The sequence below is a fragment of the Nocardia transvalensis genome (assembly GCF_015477765.1).
Classification (GTDB): Bacteria; Actinomycetota; Actinomycetes; order Mycobacteriales; family Mycobacteriaceae; genus Nocardia; species Nocardia transvalensis_A.
On sequence record NZ_JADLQQ010000005.1, the window covers coordinates 572,169 to 589,116 of the forward strand.

Consider the following 16,948-nt stretch of genomic DNA (forward strand, 5'->3'; position numbering starts at 1 on the left):
ATACCTAGTCCACTTCATACCCGATCTCAACAGACTGGTTTCGATACCGCCACGACGGCCGGGACGGCTAACTGCGACGAAACGGAGAACGCGACCGCTTCTCACATACATGACCTGGCGGGACAACCGGATGAAATACTTCATTTCGAAGGTAATATCCAGATGGGCAAATATGATTTGCCACAGCCGGCCTTCCCACATAGTGAAATGGAAGAGAATTCTTCGACGAATTTGGTTTAACGATCTCCCGACCGGAAATATCTCGGCATTCGATGCGCCCGTCGGCCCGGAACATTCCCTGCGAGTTTGTGCCACAGTGCAGCGGGTAGGTTCCGGATGAAAGCACCTGACGAGCAGACGCGCCGGTGTCCCCACCGACGCGTCCGTGGAGTGTGCTCGTGGTCAGTCTGCGTTCATGCCCACGCTCCGGAGAGGAGGTGAACAGCCATGATCGCCGCGATCCGACGCATCCTCACCAACAAGCCCAGCTGCTACTGGTCCCCGTTCAGTTGGCGATCCTGACCGCTGGATTCGAGGACTACCGCCGTTGTCGTTCCACCGAGTCCGTGGGCGAGCAGGAGGATGTAGCGCCACCTGACGCGCTCGACGTTGACCAGGTGATCCAGGCCTGCCAGGGGGTCCGCCGGACCGATATGCCCCACGCGGCGCGAGAACTCCCACGGCGTGATGCTCAGGTCGATCGACAACGGCGCGAGGAATTGCTGCGTCGTCAGTTGCAAGCCCAGGAATGGGCATACGACATAATCGACGTCGGAGAGAGCGATGCCCGCTTGTTCGGTCGCGGAGCGGACAACCGATCGGACATCCTCGGCGATCGCCTCCCAAATTCGTTCGCCATCCACGATCTCCTCGTGCCGCGTCCGCAGGTAGACCGGACCGGTGAGTTTCTCACGCTCGGGAGCGAAGGGGTTCAGGCCCCGCCCGATCGGCTCCAATTCCGGATCGCTGCGGGAGGCAATGCCCGCAATGCGCGCGAAGCCCGCCTCGCGGGAGACAACCACCGCCGCGGCTCCGTCGCCGAACGGATTGCTGGACGTACGCCAGCGATCCACCTCGTGCTCACGCCAACAGTCCCCCGCGGTGATGATTGCGAGGTCGTCCTCATTGCGTGCCGCGAGATACGCCGACGCCAGCTCCAGGGCCACCAGGACACCGTCGCATCCGGCGTCCAGATCACTGGCAAGACACCGACCGGTCGGTGCTCCCAACTGCCGGTGGACGTAGGGCGCCCCGTGCCAGAGTCGCCCACCGGGCGTGAGCATCATGCAATGCAGCGCGAGCGCAATTTTGTCCGGCGAGCGCCGGGCGCGCCCGAGTGCCAGCCGTGCCGCATCCACCGCCAGATCGGGCGAATACTGCTCATCCGAGGCAACAGTGACCGCGAGTTGTTGTGTATCGGCGGCGTCGCGTTTCGTCCAAGCCCCCGCCGCCACGGCTTCGGCGACCGGCACGGCCGGCGGCAGAACGCATCCGACTCCGGCGAGAAATACATTACCCACGGTGCACACACCCGCTTTCTTACAGAGCTCGCCCATGACGACGCTCGTAGGTCACTCCAGTCAAGTTCTAGGCTTTGTGAAGCCCGGCGTAAATTGAACCATTGCACTTGACCAAAGGTTCATGTCCGAAGGTTCTATTGAATGCCGGATCGCCGTTGCGCAAGGATGCAAGCAGGCCGACACCGACGGAATTCCACTTCATCTGATGAAATGCGCGGCGGCATGCCTTACGACCACTCCTCCGGAGTTCGTGCCGGACGCCAGTCCCATATCTCGTTTGCGAGGAAATAGATGGATTTTGCACTGACTGCCGCGCAGCTCGAGCGATACGAGGAGTTGCTCGATGAGACACGGAATCGGCTGGCGGACAGCGGCGCATCCGCCGCGGACAAGTGGAAAACCGCCGCGGCCCTCGGATTCACCGGCTTGTGCATCCCGGCCGAGTATGGTGGCAGCGGTTTCGGCGCGCTCGACACGGCACTGTGCCTGGAGGCATTCGGGCGCGGGTGCCCCGACACCGGGCTCGTCTTCGCGGTCTCCGCCCACCTGCTCGCCGGCGCCGTAGCCGTCCGGGATTTCGGCTCCGAGCGCCTGCGTCGCGAGCTGTTGCCGAGCCTGGCCTCCGGCGATCTGACGGCCGCCAACGCCATCACCGAAGACGATGCGGGTTCCGATACCAGTCGGCTCGCGGTGACCGCACGCCGCAGCGACACGGGATATGTGATCGACGGGGAGAAATCGTTCGTCAGCAACGGTCCCACCGCCGGTGTGCTGGTGACGTATGCGTCCACCGCTCCCGACGGCGGGTTCCTCGGTAACTCGGCATTCGCCGTCCCGTCCGAGCTGCCCGGCGTCCACCTCGGTGAGCCCTTCACCAAAATGGGGCTGGAGGGCTGCCTGGCGGGACGGGTGGGATTCCACGACTGCCTCGTGCCCGAGGACTACCTGCTCGGTGCCGAAGGGCAGGGTTCGGCGATCTTCGCCCACGCCATGACCTGGGAGCGTGCCTGCCTGTTCGCCGGCTACATCGGCATGATGGACGACCAGTTGGACCGCTGCGTCGCGCACGCGCGCCGACGACGGCAGTTCGGCCGTCCCATCGCCAGGTTCCAGGCCGTCTCGCACCGCATCGCCACGATGAAGCAGCGCCTCGAGAGTGCCCGACTGCTTGTGTACCGCGCCTGCTGGCTGATCGATCGAGACCACAGCGAGCAAGCCGCCGCTGCCGCGCTGTCGAAGGTCACCGTGTCCGAAGCGGCCGTTGCCAACAGCCTCGACGCCGTTCAGATCTTCGGATCGGAGGGCTATCTGGTCGAGGGCGGGGTCGAACGATACCTGCGGGACTCGGTGCCGACGCGGCTGTTCTCGGGCACCACCGAGATCCAGCGGGACATCATCGCGCGGGAGATGGGCCTGTGAGTCTGCACGAACTACTCCTCGACACGGCCGCGCGGTATCCGGATCGAGTGGCCGTCGCGGGCCCGCTGGGTGAAATGACCTACGCTGAACTCGACCGGATCGCGACCGGACTGGCCCGCGCGCTGACTCAGCGGGGAGTCGGTCGAGGTGACCGGGTCATCGTCTGGGACGACAAGTCCCCCAATACGATTGCCGCGATGCAGGCGGTCCTGCGCCTCGGCGCGGCTTACGTGCCCGTCGACGGTTCCACTCCGCCGAGCCGGGTGGCCGCGCTCGTCGGCGACTGCGGCGCGGCGGCGGTGTGTTCCACACGTCCACCCGTCGCAGATCTCCCTGCGGGCACGGCATGGCTCGATCCGTCGGCCCCGCCGCCCGCGCCCGACGACGCGATCGGCGAAGTCGTCGACGTCGACCCCGCCGATCCGGCCTACATCCTGTACACGTCGGGCTCGACGGGGACGCCCAAGGGCGTCTGTATCAGTCACGGAAATGCCCGTGCCTTCGTGGATTGGGCCGTCACCATGCTGGACGCCGGACCGGGCGACAGGTTCGCCAACCATGCGCCGCTGACCTTCGACCTGTCGGTACTCGACCTCTACGCGGCCTTCGCGGTCGGGGCCTCGGTCCATCCGATCCCGGCCGAACTCGCCTATGCCCCGGTTCAACTCGCCGAGTTCCTGCGCGACCAGCAGATCACGGTCTGGTACTCGGTCCCGTCGGTCCTGATCCTGATGATGCGAGACGGAGGGCTGCTCGATGCCCCGGCCCCGGCGGCACTGCGCGCCGTACTGTTCGCGGGCGAGCCGTTTCCCATCGGACACGTACGCGACCTGCGGGCATGGACCGGTGCGCGGCTGCTGAACCTGTTCGGGCCGACCGAGACCAATGTGTGTACCGCTCACGAGGTGACCGACGCCGACCTGCTGCGCGACCGGCCGGTCCCCATCGGACAGGCCACCTGTGGCAACAAGGTCTGGGCCGAGCGGCCCGACGGGGTGGTGGCCGGGCCGGGCGAGGAGGGCGAGCTGGTCGTCGCGGGCCCGACGGTGATGTTGGGTTACTGGGGACAGGACCCGCAGCGCGGGGTCTACCGCACCGGAGACATGGTGCGGGTTCTCGACGACCGAACCTTCGACTACCTCGGGCGCCGGGATCATCTGATCAAGGTCCGCGGCCACCGCGTCGAGCTCGGCGAGGTGGAGGCCTCACTGGTCGCGCATCCCGCCGTGGCCGAAGCCGTTGCGGCCGTGCGCGGAACGGGTATCGATGCCCGTCTCGTCCTCTTCGTGGTGGCGCGGCCGGGGCACCGGCTCAGCGTGTTGGAGATCAAGCGGCACAGCGCCGAAAGACTGCCGCGCTACATGATCCCGGACGAGGTGCACTTCGTGTCATCGCTGCCGAGAACCCGGACCGGGAAGACCGACCGTGCCGCTCTGCTCGCGACGGCGCCCGAACGCAAGCACCCATCACCGATCCCTGCCGAAAGCACAAGGAGCACACCATGACACAGGCCGAACTGACCGAACAACTATTGGCTTTCATCCGGGAACGGTTTCTCGATGACGACCCGGCCAGCAAGCTGGACGGCGAAACCCCGCTACTCGACTGGGGAATCCTCAACTCGGTCAACACGGCGGAGCTGATCAGCTTCATCCGCTCGGAGTTCGACTGTCCTGTCGACCAGTCCAGCGTCAACGTGCGGAATTTCCGCAACGCGAACTGCATTGCCGCCCTGATCCTCGACACCACCGCGACGGGCCGTGACCAGTCGGCGTGAGATTCCGTCTCGGTGCGGTGGTGGTCATCCGTCGGATGAGCACCACCGCACCGAGACGGATCGCGTTCAGCAGATCGCCGATTCCAGATGATTCGGTATGTAGGCACACCCGCAGCGGCGTCCCATCGTGTTGCTCACGTTACGGCCGTGTTGCGCAAGCTGATAGGCGTACGAGACCAGGCCGGCCTGCAGCCGTGATTCGACACCGAGCTTTGCCATGATTCGCGCTACATGCGCCTTCACCGTGCGTTCAGTGATCTGTAACTGACCGGCAATGGCTCGGTTCGATCGCCCATTCCCAAGCAGCCAGAACACTTGAATCTCCCGAGACGACAGCAATGCTGCGCGCGCCGTCTCGTTCTGCCATGTCGGAGGAGTAATCTCGGTCAAGCAATCTTGCCGATCCAGCTTTCCATGCCCAAGCTCTTCAGACATCAAACTTTCTTCCCGTGGCTGCCGCGGGTTCACAATACCCGTCCGACTTCCGCGCAATTCCAGAGAAACGCGCGATCATTTCTCCTGCGGCGACAGTGGCTCCTACACAGGCAATACCATGCACTCGAAGGTAGCGGAAGATCAAGTGTCCGCAGGAAACTACAATTGGACGCCCTCAGCTAACTCCGACTCGCGTATCCCCCTTTTCCAGGCGATCGAACAACACTCATCCTACCTATCGGGATGATACCGTACCTGAAATTTTGTTCCAACCGGAACCGGGAAAGGATGACGACTTCCAGTTCGGTGCGCGATGCCATCCGTTCGACGATACGCCCACTGCCACACCAGCGATCACACTCTGTCGCCCGGCCGGTTCGGCACCCACGCGCCGAAGGCGTTGTGCTATATGGGGGTTGGAATCACCCACCACACCGCTGCGGCGGGCCATCACTGTGAAGTCGTTATCCGCCAACGGCTCTCGAGCACACGCGCAGCTGAGCAGCTCGAGGCACGGCTTCCGGCCGATGCGGCGCGGTGAGAGGGCGGACGGTGATCGCGGTGAAAATCCATTCACATCTGAATGTAAAATTCTCGCCTCCTCGACGGGACCGGATCTGCGGGGCTGGGTTCCAGCGCTGGACGCCCCTTCTTGTACTGTCGTCCCGGTTGAAAACATTTGACTCGATAGGGCAGACCTCTGTCCAACAACCGGCACGCCCGGCCGACATCCGACTGTTGTGAGAGGAGCAGGGGTGGAACTGGACCTGGGTGCGGTCCGTGCATTCGTCGTCATCGCCGACCACCAGCACTTCGGCGAGGCGGCGGACCAGCTGGGGCTGACTCAGCAGGCGGTCTCCAAGCGCATCGCGAAGCTGGAAGCCGCGCTGGGCACGGCACTGTTCCACCGCTCTCGGCAGGGAAGCGCCCTCACCGAGGACGGGGCGGCCTTCCTCCCCCATGCCCGAGCCCTCATCGCGCTCGCCGATCAGGCCACCGCGTCGTTGCGGGGAAGTAACCGGCCGTTGCGGGTGGACGTGCTCGGCACGCGCCTCGCGGCCACCGAACTGATCAGGACGTTCCACGAGACCCACCCCGACGTGGAGATCGATATCGTGACGTCCAGCGGATTGCGAAGCGGACGATCGGCTCTCGTCAACGGCACGATCGACGTCGCCTTCGCGCGAGTGGTCGGCGCACTCGACCCCGCCATCGAACACATGCCGGCGTATCTCGAACCCCTGCACATTCTGGTCGGCCGCAAGCACCCGCTCGCCGACCAGCGGCGGGTCCGGCTCGCCGATCTCGAGAGTTCGATCGCCCGGATGCCCGGCAACGAACCGGGCAGCGAATGGGCGCAATTCTACGACGATCTCGCCCAGGCCTTCGGGCTCACCATCGATACCGAGGGACCGAACTTCGGCCTGGATCACATGCTCGACGAGATCGCCGCATCACGCGAGAAGTACATGTTCTCCGGCGAGCGACTGCGCGTCCCTTGGCATCCCGACATCTGCCGGATTCCCCTCGTCGATCCGACACCCGGCTATCCGCACTCAATGCTGTGGCACCGACGCAACCGGCACCGCGCCCTGCCTCGCCTCATCGGCTACATCGCCGCCGACTTCCGCCCGATCGACCCCGAACGTCATTGGCTTCCGCCGGCCGAGATCCGCGGCGGCCTGTGGGCCCGATCCGCCTGAGTGACATGATGTTTCACGGAGCGAGGCCGACCAGTGCGGCGGTCTGGTGCCACAGTCGTTCGCAGCGTTCGGGATCGGTGGTGTGGGGCGCGGTTTCGACAGGGGCGCGCCCGACGAAGAAGCGGCCGGAGACACCCGCCACGTCGGGCGCGGTGGCCAGCCATACCGGGGTCAGCGCGCCGACGTCGGGACCGGGCAACTGTGTGGGATCGGACCGGCCGTGCTCCCACTGCCCGACGCCCGGCTGGGGGCCGGGCTGGGGCAGGATCCCGTCGCGGTGAGCCTGCACGATGACCGGGCCGAGCCCGGGCGCCTCCCCGCCGAGCCCCGTGCCGGCGATCGTGCCGGGGTGACAGACATTGACGGTGACATCCGTCCCCGCCAGGCGCCGGGCGAGGGCGTAGGCGAACATCGTGTTCATGTTCTTGCTGCGTGCGTATCCGTAGTACGGCCACAGGCCGGTGTGCTCGCCCAGGCGCTTCGGGTCGGAGTTCGTGATGTCGTCCAGGTCGACCGGCTCGTGCGCCAGCAGAACCGGATCGGAGGCGATGATGATCAACCGGGAGTGCTGCACCGTCGTGGACAGGGTTCGCAACAGCAGATACGGCGCCAGATAGTTGATGGTCAACATCCGCGGCAACCCCGCGGAGGTCATTCGATCCACGGGAGCCACCACGGCGGCGTTGCTGACGACGACATCCGGCGGCGGCCCGGCCGACAACCTCTCGGCGAGGCCGCGTACCTGGTCCAGCTCCGCGAGATCGGCCCGTTCCAGAACGAGATCGGCGCCCGGGACGGCCGCCGCGATCCGCTCCCGGGCCTCCCGAAGCCGAGAATCGCTGCGGCCCACCAGTGTTACCGTGCGACCGGGTCCGGCGAGGCGACGTGCGATGGCCTCACCGATCCCGTTGGTCGCCCCTGTTACGACCGCGTGCTTCACTGCTCTCCCTCGTCGAATACGAACTGTGGTGTTCTCACACGAAGTCGGCGACCCGCGGATAGATGTCATCGGGCGGCAGCTGGCCGGTCTCCAGATCCGCCCACTGGTGACCCGGATGCGGGCGATAGGTCGCTTCCGCATCGGTGTAGGTGGTGATGAAGGCGACGCGGTCGGCCTGCGAGAAGTTGCCGCCGGCGGTGTGCCCGGTCCGCCACTGATGGAACGTGGCGTCGCCGGCGCGCAGCGGAACGGTGACCCGTCGCTCCCAAGCGAGCTGCGGATAGGTGTCGAACAGATAGGAATCCGGGTTCTGCTGCGCCGCCGACAGCGGGGCACGGAACGGTTCCGGCCGCCGATGCGAGCCGGGGATGAAGGTCATGCACCCGCGCTCGACCGGAACATCCACCAGCGCGATCCACGCGTTCAGCAGCAGCCGGCCGTCCAGCGGTGCGAGCGTCAGATCGTCGTGCCACATGGTGGGCAGCTCGTCGCCGGGAGACTTGACGAGAGTCTCACCGCCCCATACCCGCAACGAAATACCGGACAGTTGCTCGGCGATCGCGCCGATCCTGGGGTGACGAGCGAGGCCGCGCAGCACCTCGTTGTTGCGGAAGGCGTCCTTGGTGGTCCGAACCGCGGTCCGGCCGACCTTCATGCCCATGCCGGCCACCATGCCCTCGCGCTCGATGGCCTCCAGCGCCGCCTCCCGGTAGTGCGCTACCTCCTCCGGGGTGAGCACATTCGGGATGTGCGTGAAACCGTCCTCTCTGAACTGCGTAACAAATCGCTGGTCAACGACGTCCGATCGCGTCTGATTACTCGTTTCGGTCACGTCGATTCTCCCGTCATTCCTGGGCATGAACGAACTATTTCTAAACGCGCCCGAGTCCCGACGTAAAGTGAACCTTCGTGCATCGCACCAAGGTTTAATGTACGAAGGTTCACTTCTAATTCGCCGCCGACCTGAGCAAGACTGCGACCATGTCGACATCCGTTGCAGAGTTACAAGAGTCAGCACAATGACGACGCTCGACGAAAATCAGGCCGCGGTCCGCAACTTTCCGATGCGACGTCAATGTCCGTTCGCTCCGGCAGCGGAATACGCCGAGCTCCGCGAGCAGGGACCGCTCGCCCGCGTCATGCTGCCCAGCGGACAGCAGGCGTGGGTGGTGACCCGATACGACGAGGTGCAGCGGGTACTGGCGCACCCGCAGATCAGTACCGACATCACCCGCCCGGGCTTTCCCGAGCTGACCTCGGCCCCGGATGCCGAACGCTATCAGTTGTTCGAGGGCGAGTTCTTCAACATGGATTCACCCGAGCACGACATCTATCGGCGAATGCTGATCCCGGAGTTCAGCTTCAAGCGCATCAAGGCGCTGCGTGCGGGCATTCAGGCCATGATCGATGAGCTGCTCGACACCATGCTCGCCGCCGGTCCCCCGGCCGATCTCGCCGAGGCGTTCGCCCTGCCGGTCGCATCGCTGGGCATCTGCCAGCTCCTCGGCATCCCCTACGAGGACCACAGGTTCTTCCAGTCCCGGGTGCGGACCCGCAAGATCGAGGCATCCGAGGACATGCTGGCCCCGGTCGCGGAGCTGCGGGCCTATACCGATGACGTGATCACCCGGGCCGAGCGCGACCCCGGCGACAACCTCATCGGCCGACTGGTCACCCAGCGGGTCCTGACCGGCGAGATCACCCACAACGCGGCCGTCGGCATGGTCCTGCAGTTGCTGATCGCCGCACACGAGACGACGTCGAACATGATCATGCTCGGCACCCTCACCCTGCTGCGGCACCCCGAACAGCTCGCCGAGCTGCGGGCCGACCCGGCGCTGTGGCCCGGTGCGGTGGACGAGTTGCTGCGGTACCACTCGGTCGCGGACGGGCCGACCTTCGCCCGAATCGCCCTCGGCGACATCGAGGTCGGCGATCAGGTCATTCGGGCGGGCGACGCGGTCTTCGCGCTGTGCGCCTCGGCCAATCACGACGAGCGGGCCTTCGCCCGGGCCGGTGAGTTCGACATCCACCGCAGCGCCGGCAATCACCTGGCTTTCGGATACGGCGTCCATCAATGCATCGGCCAGAATCTGGCCCGCGCCTGGCTGGAGAGCTCCTACGAGACGCTGTTCCGGCGCGTTCCCACGCTCCGGCTGAATGCGGAGGTCGAGGACCTGTCGTTCAAATACGACGCCGCGATCTTCGGCCTGGACGAGTTCCCCGTCACCTGGTAGGAGACCGCATGCGCATCTCCGCGGACCGGGACCGCTGCATCGGCGTCGGTCACTGCCTTCGCACGGCCCCGGACCTCTTCGACTCCGGCGAGGACGGGCGGGTCGTCGTCCTCGATCCCGAACCCGATCCGGCACTGGCCGACACCGTGCGAAAGGTCGTCCGGCTCTGCCCCAATGCCGCCATCGCACTTCGAGAAGACCCCCAAGAGAAATCCGCAACCGAACGGGAAGAGACTGATGACAGTCAGCACGGATGATGTGGCCAGCTTCTATGACGGAACCGACAAGTTCAGTCTGGCCGGCAAGATCGATGAGCTGTGGGGGGCCAATCTGCACTACGGCTACTGGGACAGCGAGTCCGACGCGGACGGCCCCATCGAGGCCGCCACGGATCGGCTCACCGACCTGATGATTTCGGGCCTGCACGCGCAGCCCGGTCAGCGCATGCTCGACATCGGTTGCGGCAACGGCAATCCGACGCTGCGCCTGGCACTCACCAAGGACGTGTCCGTCGTCGGCATCACCATCAGCCGGCTGCAGGCCGAACAGGCCCAGGCTCGGGTCGCCGAACTCGGTCTGGCCGAGCGCGCCGAATTCCGGTTGGCCGATGCGATGGATATGCCGTTCCCCGACGCCTCCTTCGATCTCGCCTGGGCGCTGGAGTCGATGCTGCACATGCCCGACCGCGGCCGGGTGCTGGCCGAGGCCGCCCGCGTGCTGCGCCCCGGCGGACGACTGGCGATCGCCGATGTCGTCGAGCGCGGACCGGTCAGCCCCGAGGGGAAGGTGGTGCTCGACCACATCCGCACCACCTACAAGATCGGCTCGCTCGGCACCGCCGAGGAGTACCGGGAGCACTTGGCCGCGAACGGTTTCGTCGACGTCGAGATCACCGATATCACCGACAAGGTCAATCGCACCGGGATCGTGCTCGCCGACACCGTCGAAAAGAAGCGTGCCGAATTCCTGGCGCATGCCACCGAGCAGGAGATCGACGCGTTCACCGATTTCATGCGCCGCGCGGCCGCCACGCCGGAGAACGGTTATCTGTTCATCACCGCCACGCGCCGCTGACGGCCGACGAATAGACGAGAGGGGCGCGGCTTCCCTGGAAGCCGCGCCCCTCTCGTCTATCTCTTATTTCGCAGAATCGACCTTCGGGGCATGAGCGGCAGCCCGATCGAAGGCGGCGGCGATGTCCCGGTGACGCTGCTCGATCGGGGCGTACCACTCCGCGTGGGTGACGGCGTACAGGTCACCACTCTTGATGGCATCGACGACGATCGCCCCGACCTCCTCGGGCTCCAGCCACCGCTGGGACCGATACTCCTCCTCGGTCATCGTGAAGTCGGTCAGTCCACCGCCCGCGTAACGCTCCGGCCGGTTGCGGGTGCTCGTTGCGACATTGGTTCGCACTGTGGCCGAACACAATACGGTCGCTCCCACCTTCGAGCCATCCTGTTCCAGCTCGCCTGCCAATGCCTCCGTGAGCGCCACCACCCCGTACTTGCTGACCGCGTAGGCCGCCAGCGGCGGCTGAGAGAACAAGCCGAAGATCGATGCGGTGTTGACGATATGGCCGCCGTCCTCGTTGGCCTTCAGGATCGGCAGGAAGGTCTGCACGCCGTGGATGACGCCGAAGAGATTCACGCCGAGCATCCACTGCCAGTCCTCGATCGTGAGGTCGGCGATCCGCCCGATCGGCCCGACACCGGCATTGTTGAAAACGACGTGCACGGTGCCGAATCGATCGGTCGCCGCCCGGGCGAGTGCCCGCACGCTGTCCACATCGCTGACGTCGGTCCGGATGCCGACCGCACCGATCTCGGCCGCGGTCTTCTCCAGGGCATCGGGCTCGATATCGGCGATGATCACCTGCATCCCCTCGGCGATGAGTCGCCGGGCGGTGCCCTTGCCGATGCCGGAGGCGCCACCGGTGACCACGGCGACCTTTCCGTGCAGGTTCGGGTATGCGCTCATGTGTGATTCGCTCCTGTCTGGTGTGGTCGAGCGGGGATCATGCCGCGGTCCATCTGCTGATCGGGCGGCGAAGTCCCAGCCGTGCCCGTAGTGTTCCGCCCGACGCCGCTGCCGACCGGCTGCGCACGGCGGTGGCGGTCTCCAATACGTCGGCGTACGCCTTTTCGGCGGAATCGTGCTGCGAGGCAAGCAGACTGAAGCCATTGACCACGCCGGTACCGGCCAGTCGGAGCAGGTGTTCGACGGGTGTGGCTGCCGACCGCTCCAACAGGATCAGGACGTCGCCGCGTCGCCGGCCGGCTTGCAGCGCCGCTTCGGTCACCGCGTCCCCGATCTCGCGCACCTCGTCGGCCCGATCGATCGGCACGATGGCGACATCGGCGACCCGGCCCGCGAGCGCGGCGGCCTCGGCGCTGTCGACGCGACGCACCGAGACCGGATGTCCCTGCGGCGGGCGGGCGATGTTCAGCGGTCCCGCCACCTCGAAGTGTTCGCCCTTGTGATCGAGCGTGTGCAGCCGCTCCGGCAGGAAGTAGACGCCGGATTCGCGGTCGCGCAGGAACGCGTCGTCATCGAAGCTGTCCCACAGCCCGCCGACGACCTGCGCGAATTCCTCGGCGCGGGCGAGCTGTCGATCGATCGCCGCCATGCCGTCCGCGCGGTAGTTGGCGGTTTCGCCGCCGTCGCCGGGGGTCCTCATCTCCCACCCGGCGCGGCCGCCGCTGAGGTAGTCGATCGTCGCGAGCAGCCGGGCCACGTGGTACGGCGCGAGATGCTCGGCCGAGATCGACGGCACCAGGCCGAGGCCGTCGGTCGCGGCGGCCAGTGCGGCCGTGAGGGTTCCGGCCTCGAAAGCCCCGGCCCCCTCCGGTTGGAGGCTTTGGCGGTCGTCGAACAGCAGGGCGTCGATTCCGGCGCGGTGCGCGGCACGGGCCCACTCGCAGACGTGGGCGAAGGTGGCACGGCCGTTGCCACCGCCGCCACCCGCGGTGGTCAACTGCGCGAAGAGCACGATGGTCATCGCGCACCTGCCAGAGCCGACTCGGCGAGGCCGAGATTGTCCCGCAGTGTGCCGTCGACATAGGACGTGCGCAGCAGCCCCCGTCGGCGCAGCTCCGGCACGACGTGCTCGACGAAGTCGTCCAATGACCCCGGAAGACAGGGGAAGTCGACGAGGAATCCGTCCGCGGCGCCCTGCGTGAACATTGTCTCCATATGGTCGGCGAGCTGTTCGGGGGTGCCCGCGACGATGTCTCCCGCCGTCCGCAGCGACAGCTGGCGCAGCGTCAGATTCTCCCTGCGGGCGAGGGCGATCCAGCGCTGGGCGGTGCTGCGCGAGTTGTTCGTGACCGGCAGGTCCGGTACCGGTCCGTCCAGCGGATACTCGGTCAGGTCGATATCACCCAGCTGGGCCTGGAGCGCGCGCAGCGCGACGATGTCCGGCATCAGCTCCTGCAGCTGCCGCAGCCGATCCTTCGCCTCGGCCTCGGTGCCGGCGACGATGGGCTGCAATCCGGGCCAGATCTGGATCGTGTCGGGGGCACGGCCGTTCGCGGCGGCGCGTGACTTCATGTCGGCGTAGAACTCCTGGGCGTCGGACAGCTGGGTGTGCCGGGTGAAGAGCACCTCGCCGTGCCGGGCCGCGAACGCGCGGCCGACCGGGGACGCGCCGGCCTGGAAGATGACCGGCCGTCCCTGCGGCGGGGGCGCCACATTGAGCGGACCGCGCACGCTGAAGAAACGGCCGCTGTGCTCGATCGGCTCGGCGCCCGATGTCCACAGCCGGTTCGCCACCGAAACGAACTCGTCCGCGCGGGTATAGCGCAGATCGTGCTCCATATGCTCCGGGAACCCGAAGTTGCGAGATTCCCACGGCGCGGCGGAGGTCACCACGTTCCAGCCCGCCCGGCCACCGCTGAGGTGGTCGAGGGACGCGAATTTCCGCGCGAGGTCGTAGGGTTCGTTGTAGGTGGTGGTGGCGGTCGCGACGAGCCCGATGTGCTCGGTCGTCGCGGCGTAGGCCGACAGCAGGGCGAGCGGCTCGAAGTGCTCGTTGCGGGCGGTCCTGCTCAGGTGCTCCACATCCGTGCCCCACAGCGCGACGACATCCGCGACGAAAATGCAGTCGAACACCGCACGTTCGAGCGTCTGGGCGTTGCGCCGATGGAACGCGAAATCCAGTTGCGCGTCGGCCGGGGTCTGCGGATGTCGCCAGGCCGCGATGTGGCCGCCGGGGCCATCGATGCAGGCACCCAGGCGCAGCGTTCTGTGCTGCTGTGTCATGGTTTTCCTCGTCTCGGGTCAGTCCGACAGGATCGGCAGCGCGGAGGCGTCGGCGGCGGTCGTGCCGATCCGGGGCCCCGGGGTGAAGTGAGCGGGCATCCTGACGAAGCCGTTGATCTGCCCGACGGTGGGGTACTTCTCGGCCCCGCTGATCCGGTAGTCGGGCATGCGTCGCAGCACCTCGGCGAGGACGACCTCGAAATCCATTCGGGCGATATGGCGTCCGATGCAGCGGTGGATCCCGATGCCGAAGGCGGCCTGCTTGCGTGCATCGCGATCCAGGTCGATGACGTCCGGGTGAGGGAAGACCTTCTCATCCAGGTTCGCTGCGGCCCAGGACAACAGGATCCGCTCGCCCTTGCCCACCGGGCAGCCGTCGATCTCGGTGTCCTCCATCGCGGTGCGGCCGACCCCCATGACGGGGGTGTAGTACCGCAGGAACTCGTCGCAGGACGAGGCGATCAGCTCCGGCGAGTCGATCAGCCGCCGGCGGGCTTCCCGGTTGTGATCCAGATAGTCCAGGGTGGAGGCGAGCAGCGCCGTCGTGGTGTCCACTCCGCCGGGGATGACGGCGTTGCACACCGCGATGATGTCCTCGTCGGAGATCTTGGCCCCGCCGATCTCGAGCTGGGTCAGGAAGCTCAGCAGATCGTCACCGGGCTGAGCACGCCGCTTGGGAATCAACTCCGCCACGGTCTCGATGAGCTGGGCGAAGCCCGCCTCGACCCGCGCGAATTCCGGTGTGCCCGGAGGTGTGTACACCAGTGCGTGCACGACGTCGGCGTAGAGCCGCCAGTCGTCCATCGGCAGCCCCACGAGGTCGAGCGTGACCAGCGCGGGCACCGGATTCGCCAGATCCAGGACGAGATCGATCTCGCCGCTTTCGATGTGCTGGTCCACGCACCAGGTGGCGAACTGCTCGATGCGGGGGCGCAGCCGCCGTGCCGCCTGCGGCGAGAAGAAGGTATTCAACGCCTTGCGCCACTCCAGGAATTCGGGCGGGTCGATCTCGAGCGGCAGCCCGCGGAAGGACGAGGCCGGCACGACGGTCCCCTGCGGCCGCCCGGGGGTGTTGGGCAGTTCGTGCGCCGAGGAGAACAGCTGCGGCTGGTGTGCGACATGCGACACCTGCTGGTAGCCGGTCACCAGCCAGAAACCGCCATGATGCCTGCTGTAGGCCACCGGCGTATGACGATTCAGTGCAATGTTTGCGGCCCATGGATCACGGGCGTACTCGGCCGAATGGTGGTCGTAGTCGACTTCCGGCACTTTATCGGACATTCTCATCCTCGAATCCCGTGGAAGGTGCGCTGCACATCAATTCGTTCGTACCGCACCGAAACCCGCATGTGAATTGAACCTTGGTGCATTTTCCGCCGTTCCTGTACGAAAGTTCAATTCAACTGCGCCGCACCGGTAGGCAGGATGAAAACGTTTGCTCGTGACCACAGGCCAGCGAGGTGGCAATTAGATGAAGCAGGTATTACTCGGCGCCAGTGGCATCGGCACGTCGGTGTTCGCGCTCGGCACCGCGACATTCGGCGATTCCACGGACGAAGCCGAGGCGGGCCGCGCGCTGGACGTGTTCGTGGACTCCGGAGGACTGCTGGTGGACACCGCGGACGGCTACACCGGCGGGCGCGCCGAGGAGATCGTCGGCCGCTGGCTGAGCAGGCAGCCCGCCGAGATCCGCGGGCGCGTCCTGATCGCGACCAAGGGCGGTGGGTACACCACGACCGCCGCGATGAACGAATGGGGAAACACCAGGCACAACCTCACCCGGGCACTCGACACCTCGCTCACCAAACTCGGGATCGACTCCATACCCCTCTACCAGGTGCACGCGTGGGATCCCCTGACTCCCCTGGAGGAGACGCTGTCGTTCCTGGACAACGCCGTGCGCCAGGGCAAAATTCAGTACATCGGGCTGTCCAACTTCACCGGATGGCAGCTGCAGAAGGCCGTCGACCTGGCCAAGGCGCTCGGCCTGATCGGACCGGTGGTGTACCAGGCGCAGTACAGCCTGCTGTGCCGCGAGGTGGAATGGGAGATCATCCCGGCGGGCATGGCCAACAACCTGGGGCTGCTGGCCTGGTCCCCGCTCTCCGGCGGGTTGCTCACCGGCAAGTACTCCGCGCACACCCGCCCCGAGGGCTCCCGCTTCGGCGAGCACCTGGAGCGAGGGATGATGCACGACAACTACGTTGCGGCCCTCTACAGCTCACACGTCGCGCGGGAGCGCACCTGGGAAGTGCTGAAGATCCTGCACGAGATCGCCGCCGCGAGGAATGTGACACCCGCCGGCGTCGCCCTGGCCTGGGTCGCCGCCCGGCCCGGGGTCAGCTGCGTGGTGCTCGGCGCGCGCAACGGCGAGCAGGTGGCCGACAACCTGGCGGCCCGCGATCTCACCCTCGATGACGACGAGATGGCACGGTTGACCGAGGCGAGCGATCCGTGCCCGAGCGGCTATCCCTACGGCGAGTTCGGCGCCGCCCTGCGGTCTCGCCTGCTGCAGTGACGGCACGCGCCGGCACCGGAATTACCACGAATCGAACCTTCGTACAGGGAATTGAACTTTTGTACACAACCCCATTTTGCGTGTACAAAGGTCCACTTTACCTCCGGGTCCGTATTACGTAGAAATTATTCGTCAG

General features: G+C 66.2%; 16 protein-coding genes. 8 read left to right on the top strand and 8 right to left on the bottom strand.

Translation table 11 applies throughout. From position 1 onward, the window contains the following. Positions 1-491 precede the first annotated feature (491 nt). A complete protein-coding gene (locus tag IU452_RS17810; RefSeq protein WP_195110161.1) occupies positions 492-1,520 on the bottom strand; it encodes a ketoacyl-ACP synthase III family protein in 1,029 nt (342 codons plus the stop codon). Between the two features lie 291 nt (positions 1,521-1,811). Between IU452_RS17810 and IU452_RS17815 the strand changes: the two genes are divergently transcribed. From IU452_RS17815 to IU452_RS17825, 3 genes are read left to right on the top strand one after another with little or no spacing between them, the layout of a single operon-like run. Next, a complete protein-coding gene (locus tag IU452_RS17815) occupies positions 1,812-2,939 on the top strand; it encodes an acyl-CoA dehydrogenase family protein (protein ID WP_195110162.1) in 1,128 nt (375 codons plus the stop codon). Next, positions 2,936-4,444 carry an amino acid adenylation domain-containing protein gene (locus IU452_RS17820; protein ID WP_195110163.1) on the top strand — a complete coding sequence of 503 codons (1,509 nt, stop codon included), beginning with the start codon at positions 2,936-2,938 and terminating at the stop codon, positions 4,442-4,444. Before IU452_RS17815 ends, IU452_RS17820 begins: the two co-directional genes overlap by 4 nt. Next, positions 4,441-4,716: an acyl carrier protein gene (locus tag IU452_RS17825; RefSeq protein ID WP_195110164.1), complete on the top strand. Its 276-nt coding sequence runs from the start codon at positions 4,441-4,443 to the stop codon at positions 4,714-4,716. The genes IU452_RS17820 and IU452_RS17825 overlap by 4 nt, the downstream gene beginning before the upstream one ends. Before the next feature lie 66 nt (positions 4,717-4,782). On the opposite strand, the gene IU452_RS17830 is transcribed toward IU452_RS17825, so the two are convergent. Next, the gene (locus tag IU452_RS17830) at positions 4,783-5,151 is read right to left on the bottom strand and encodes a response regulator transcription factor (RefSeq protein WP_195110165.1); all 369 of its coding nucleotides are present in this window, start codon (positions 5,149-5,151) and stop codon (positions 4,783-4,785) included. Positions 5,152-5,906: 755 nt separating this feature from the next. Between IU452_RS17830 and IU452_RS17835 the strand changes: the two genes are divergently transcribed. After that, a complete protein-coding gene (locus IU452_RS17835; protein ID WP_195110166.1) occupies positions 5,907-6,854 on the top strand; it encodes a LysR family transcriptional regulator in 948 nt (315 codons plus the stop codon). 13 nt (positions 6,855-6,867) lie between these two features. Here the strand turns inward: IU452_RS17835 and IU452_RS17840 are convergent, their stop codons facing one another. After that, positions 6,868-7,794: an SDR family NAD(P)-dependent oxidoreductase gene (locus IU452_RS17840; protein ID WP_324192687.1), complete on the bottom strand. Its 927-nt coding sequence runs from the start codon at positions 7,792-7,794 to the stop codon at positions 6,868-6,870. Positions 7,795-7,828: 34 nt separating this feature from the next. Next, entirely contained in the window at positions 7,829-8,626 is a 798-nt protein-coding gene (locus IU452_RS17845; RefSeq protein WP_195110168.1) for a phytanoyl-CoA dioxygenase family protein, read from the bottom strand. Positions 8,627-8,813: 187 nt separating this feature from the next. Here IU452_RS17845 and IU452_RS17850 point away from each other — a divergent pair, with 187 nt between their 5' ends. From IU452_RS17850 to IU452_RS17860, 3 genes are read left to right on the top strand one after another with little or no spacing between them, the layout of a single operon-like run. After that, positions 8,814-10,031: a cytochrome P450 gene (locus tag IU452_RS17850; protein WP_228817983.1), complete on the top strand. Its 1,218-nt coding sequence runs from the start codon at positions 8,814-8,816 to the stop codon at positions 10,029-10,031. A gap of 8 nt (positions 10,032-10,039) precedes the next feature. Further along, the gene (locus tag IU452_RS17855; protein WP_195110169.1) at positions 10,040-10,288 is read left to right on the top strand and encodes a ferredoxin; all 249 of its coding nucleotides are present in this window, start codon (positions 10,040-10,042) and stop codon (positions 10,286-10,288) included. After that, complete coding sequence (locus IU452_RS17860; RefSeq protein WP_195110170.1) at positions 10,269-11,105, top strand: methyltransferase domain-containing protein; 837 nt, start codon at positions 10,269-10,271, stop codon at positions 11,103-11,105. The genes IU452_RS17855 and IU452_RS17860 overlap by 20 nt, the downstream gene beginning before the upstream one ends. A gap of 63 nt (positions 11,106-11,168) precedes the next feature. Here IU452_RS17860 and IU452_RS17865 read toward each other — a convergent pair whose 3' ends face one another. Genes IU452_RS17865 through IU452_RS17880 form a run of 4 tightly spaced genes read right to left on the bottom strand, consistent with a single transcriptional unit; the run spans position 11,169 to position 15,575 of the window. Beyond that, positions 11,169-12,011 carry an SDR family NAD(P)-dependent oxidoreductase gene (locus IU452_RS17865; protein WP_195110171.1) on the bottom strand — a complete coding sequence of 281 codons (843 nt, stop codon included), beginning with the start codon at positions 12,009-12,011 and terminating at the stop codon, positions 11,169-11,171. A gap of 37 nt (positions 12,012-12,048) precedes the next feature. After that, positions 12,049-13,032, bottom strand: a complete 984-nt coding sequence (locus IU452_RS17870; protein ID WP_195110172.1) for an LLM class flavin-dependent oxidoreductase — start codon at positions 13,030-13,032, stop codon at positions 12,049-12,051. Further along, entirely contained in the window at positions 13,029-14,294 is a 1,266-nt protein-coding gene (locus tag IU452_RS17875; protein ID WP_195110173.1) for an LLM class flavin-dependent oxidoreductase, read from the bottom strand. Before IU452_RS17875 ends, IU452_RS17870 begins: the two co-directional genes overlap by 4 nt. Positions 14,295-14,312: 18 nt before the next feature. Beyond that, positions 14,313-15,575 (bottom strand): cytochrome P450, encoded by a 1,263-nt coding sequence (locus tag IU452_RS17880; protein ID WP_228817985.1) that lies wholly within the window; start codon positions 15,573-15,575, stop codon positions 14,313-14,315. A 190-nt stretch (positions 15,576-15,765) separates the two neighbouring features. Between IU452_RS17880 and IU452_RS17885 the strand changes: the two genes are divergently transcribed. Then, a complete protein-coding gene (locus IU452_RS17885) occupies positions 15,766-16,812 on the top strand; it encodes an aldo/keto reductase (RefSeq protein ID WP_195110175.1) in 1,047 nt (348 codons plus the stop codon). Positions 16,813-16,948: the final 136 nt, after the last annotated feature.

Coding starts and splice junctions, on each gene's coding strand:
- IU452_RS17815 (WP_195110162.1), top strand. CDS start 1,812: ATGGATTTTGCACTGACTGCCGCGCAGCTCGAGCGATACGAGGAGTTG.
- IU452_RS17825 (WP_195110164.1), top strand. CDS start 4,441: ATGACACAGGCCGAACTGACCGAACAACTATTGGCTTTCATCCGGGAA.
- IU452_RS17830 (WP_195110165.1), bottom strand. CDS start 5,151: ATGTCTGAAGAGCTTGGGCATGGAAAGCTGGATCGGCAAGATTGCTTG.
- IU452_RS17850 (WP_228817983.1), top strand. CDS start 8,814: ATGACGACGCTCGACGAAAATCAGGCCGCGGTCCGCAACTTTCCGATG.
- IU452_RS17855 (WP_195110169.1), top strand. CDS start 10,040: ATGCGCATCTCCGCGGACCGGGACCGCTGCATCGGCGTCGGTCACTGC.
- IU452_RS17860 (WP_195110170.1), top strand. CDS start 10,269: ATGACAGTCAGCACGGATGATGTGGCCAGCTTCTATGACGGAACCGAC.
- IU452_RS17865 (WP_195110171.1), bottom strand. CDS start 12,011: ATGAGCGCATACCCGAACCTGCACGGAAAGGTCGCCGTGGTCACCGGT.
- IU452_RS17870 (WP_195110172.1), bottom strand. CDS start 13,032: ATGACCATCGTGCTCTTCGCGCAGTTGACCACCGCGGGTGGCGGCGGT.
- IU452_RS17875 (WP_195110173.1), bottom strand. CDS start 14,294: ATGACACAGCAGCACAGAACGCTGCGCCTGGGTGCCTGCATCGATGGC.
- IU452_RS17880 (WP_228817985.1), bottom strand. CDS start 15,575: ATGTCCGATAAAGTGCCGGAAGTCGACTACGACCACCATTCGGCCGAG.
- IU452_RS17885 (WP_195110175.1), top strand. CDS start 15,766: ATGAAGCAGGTATTACTCGGCGCCAGTGGCATCGGCACGTCGGTGTTC.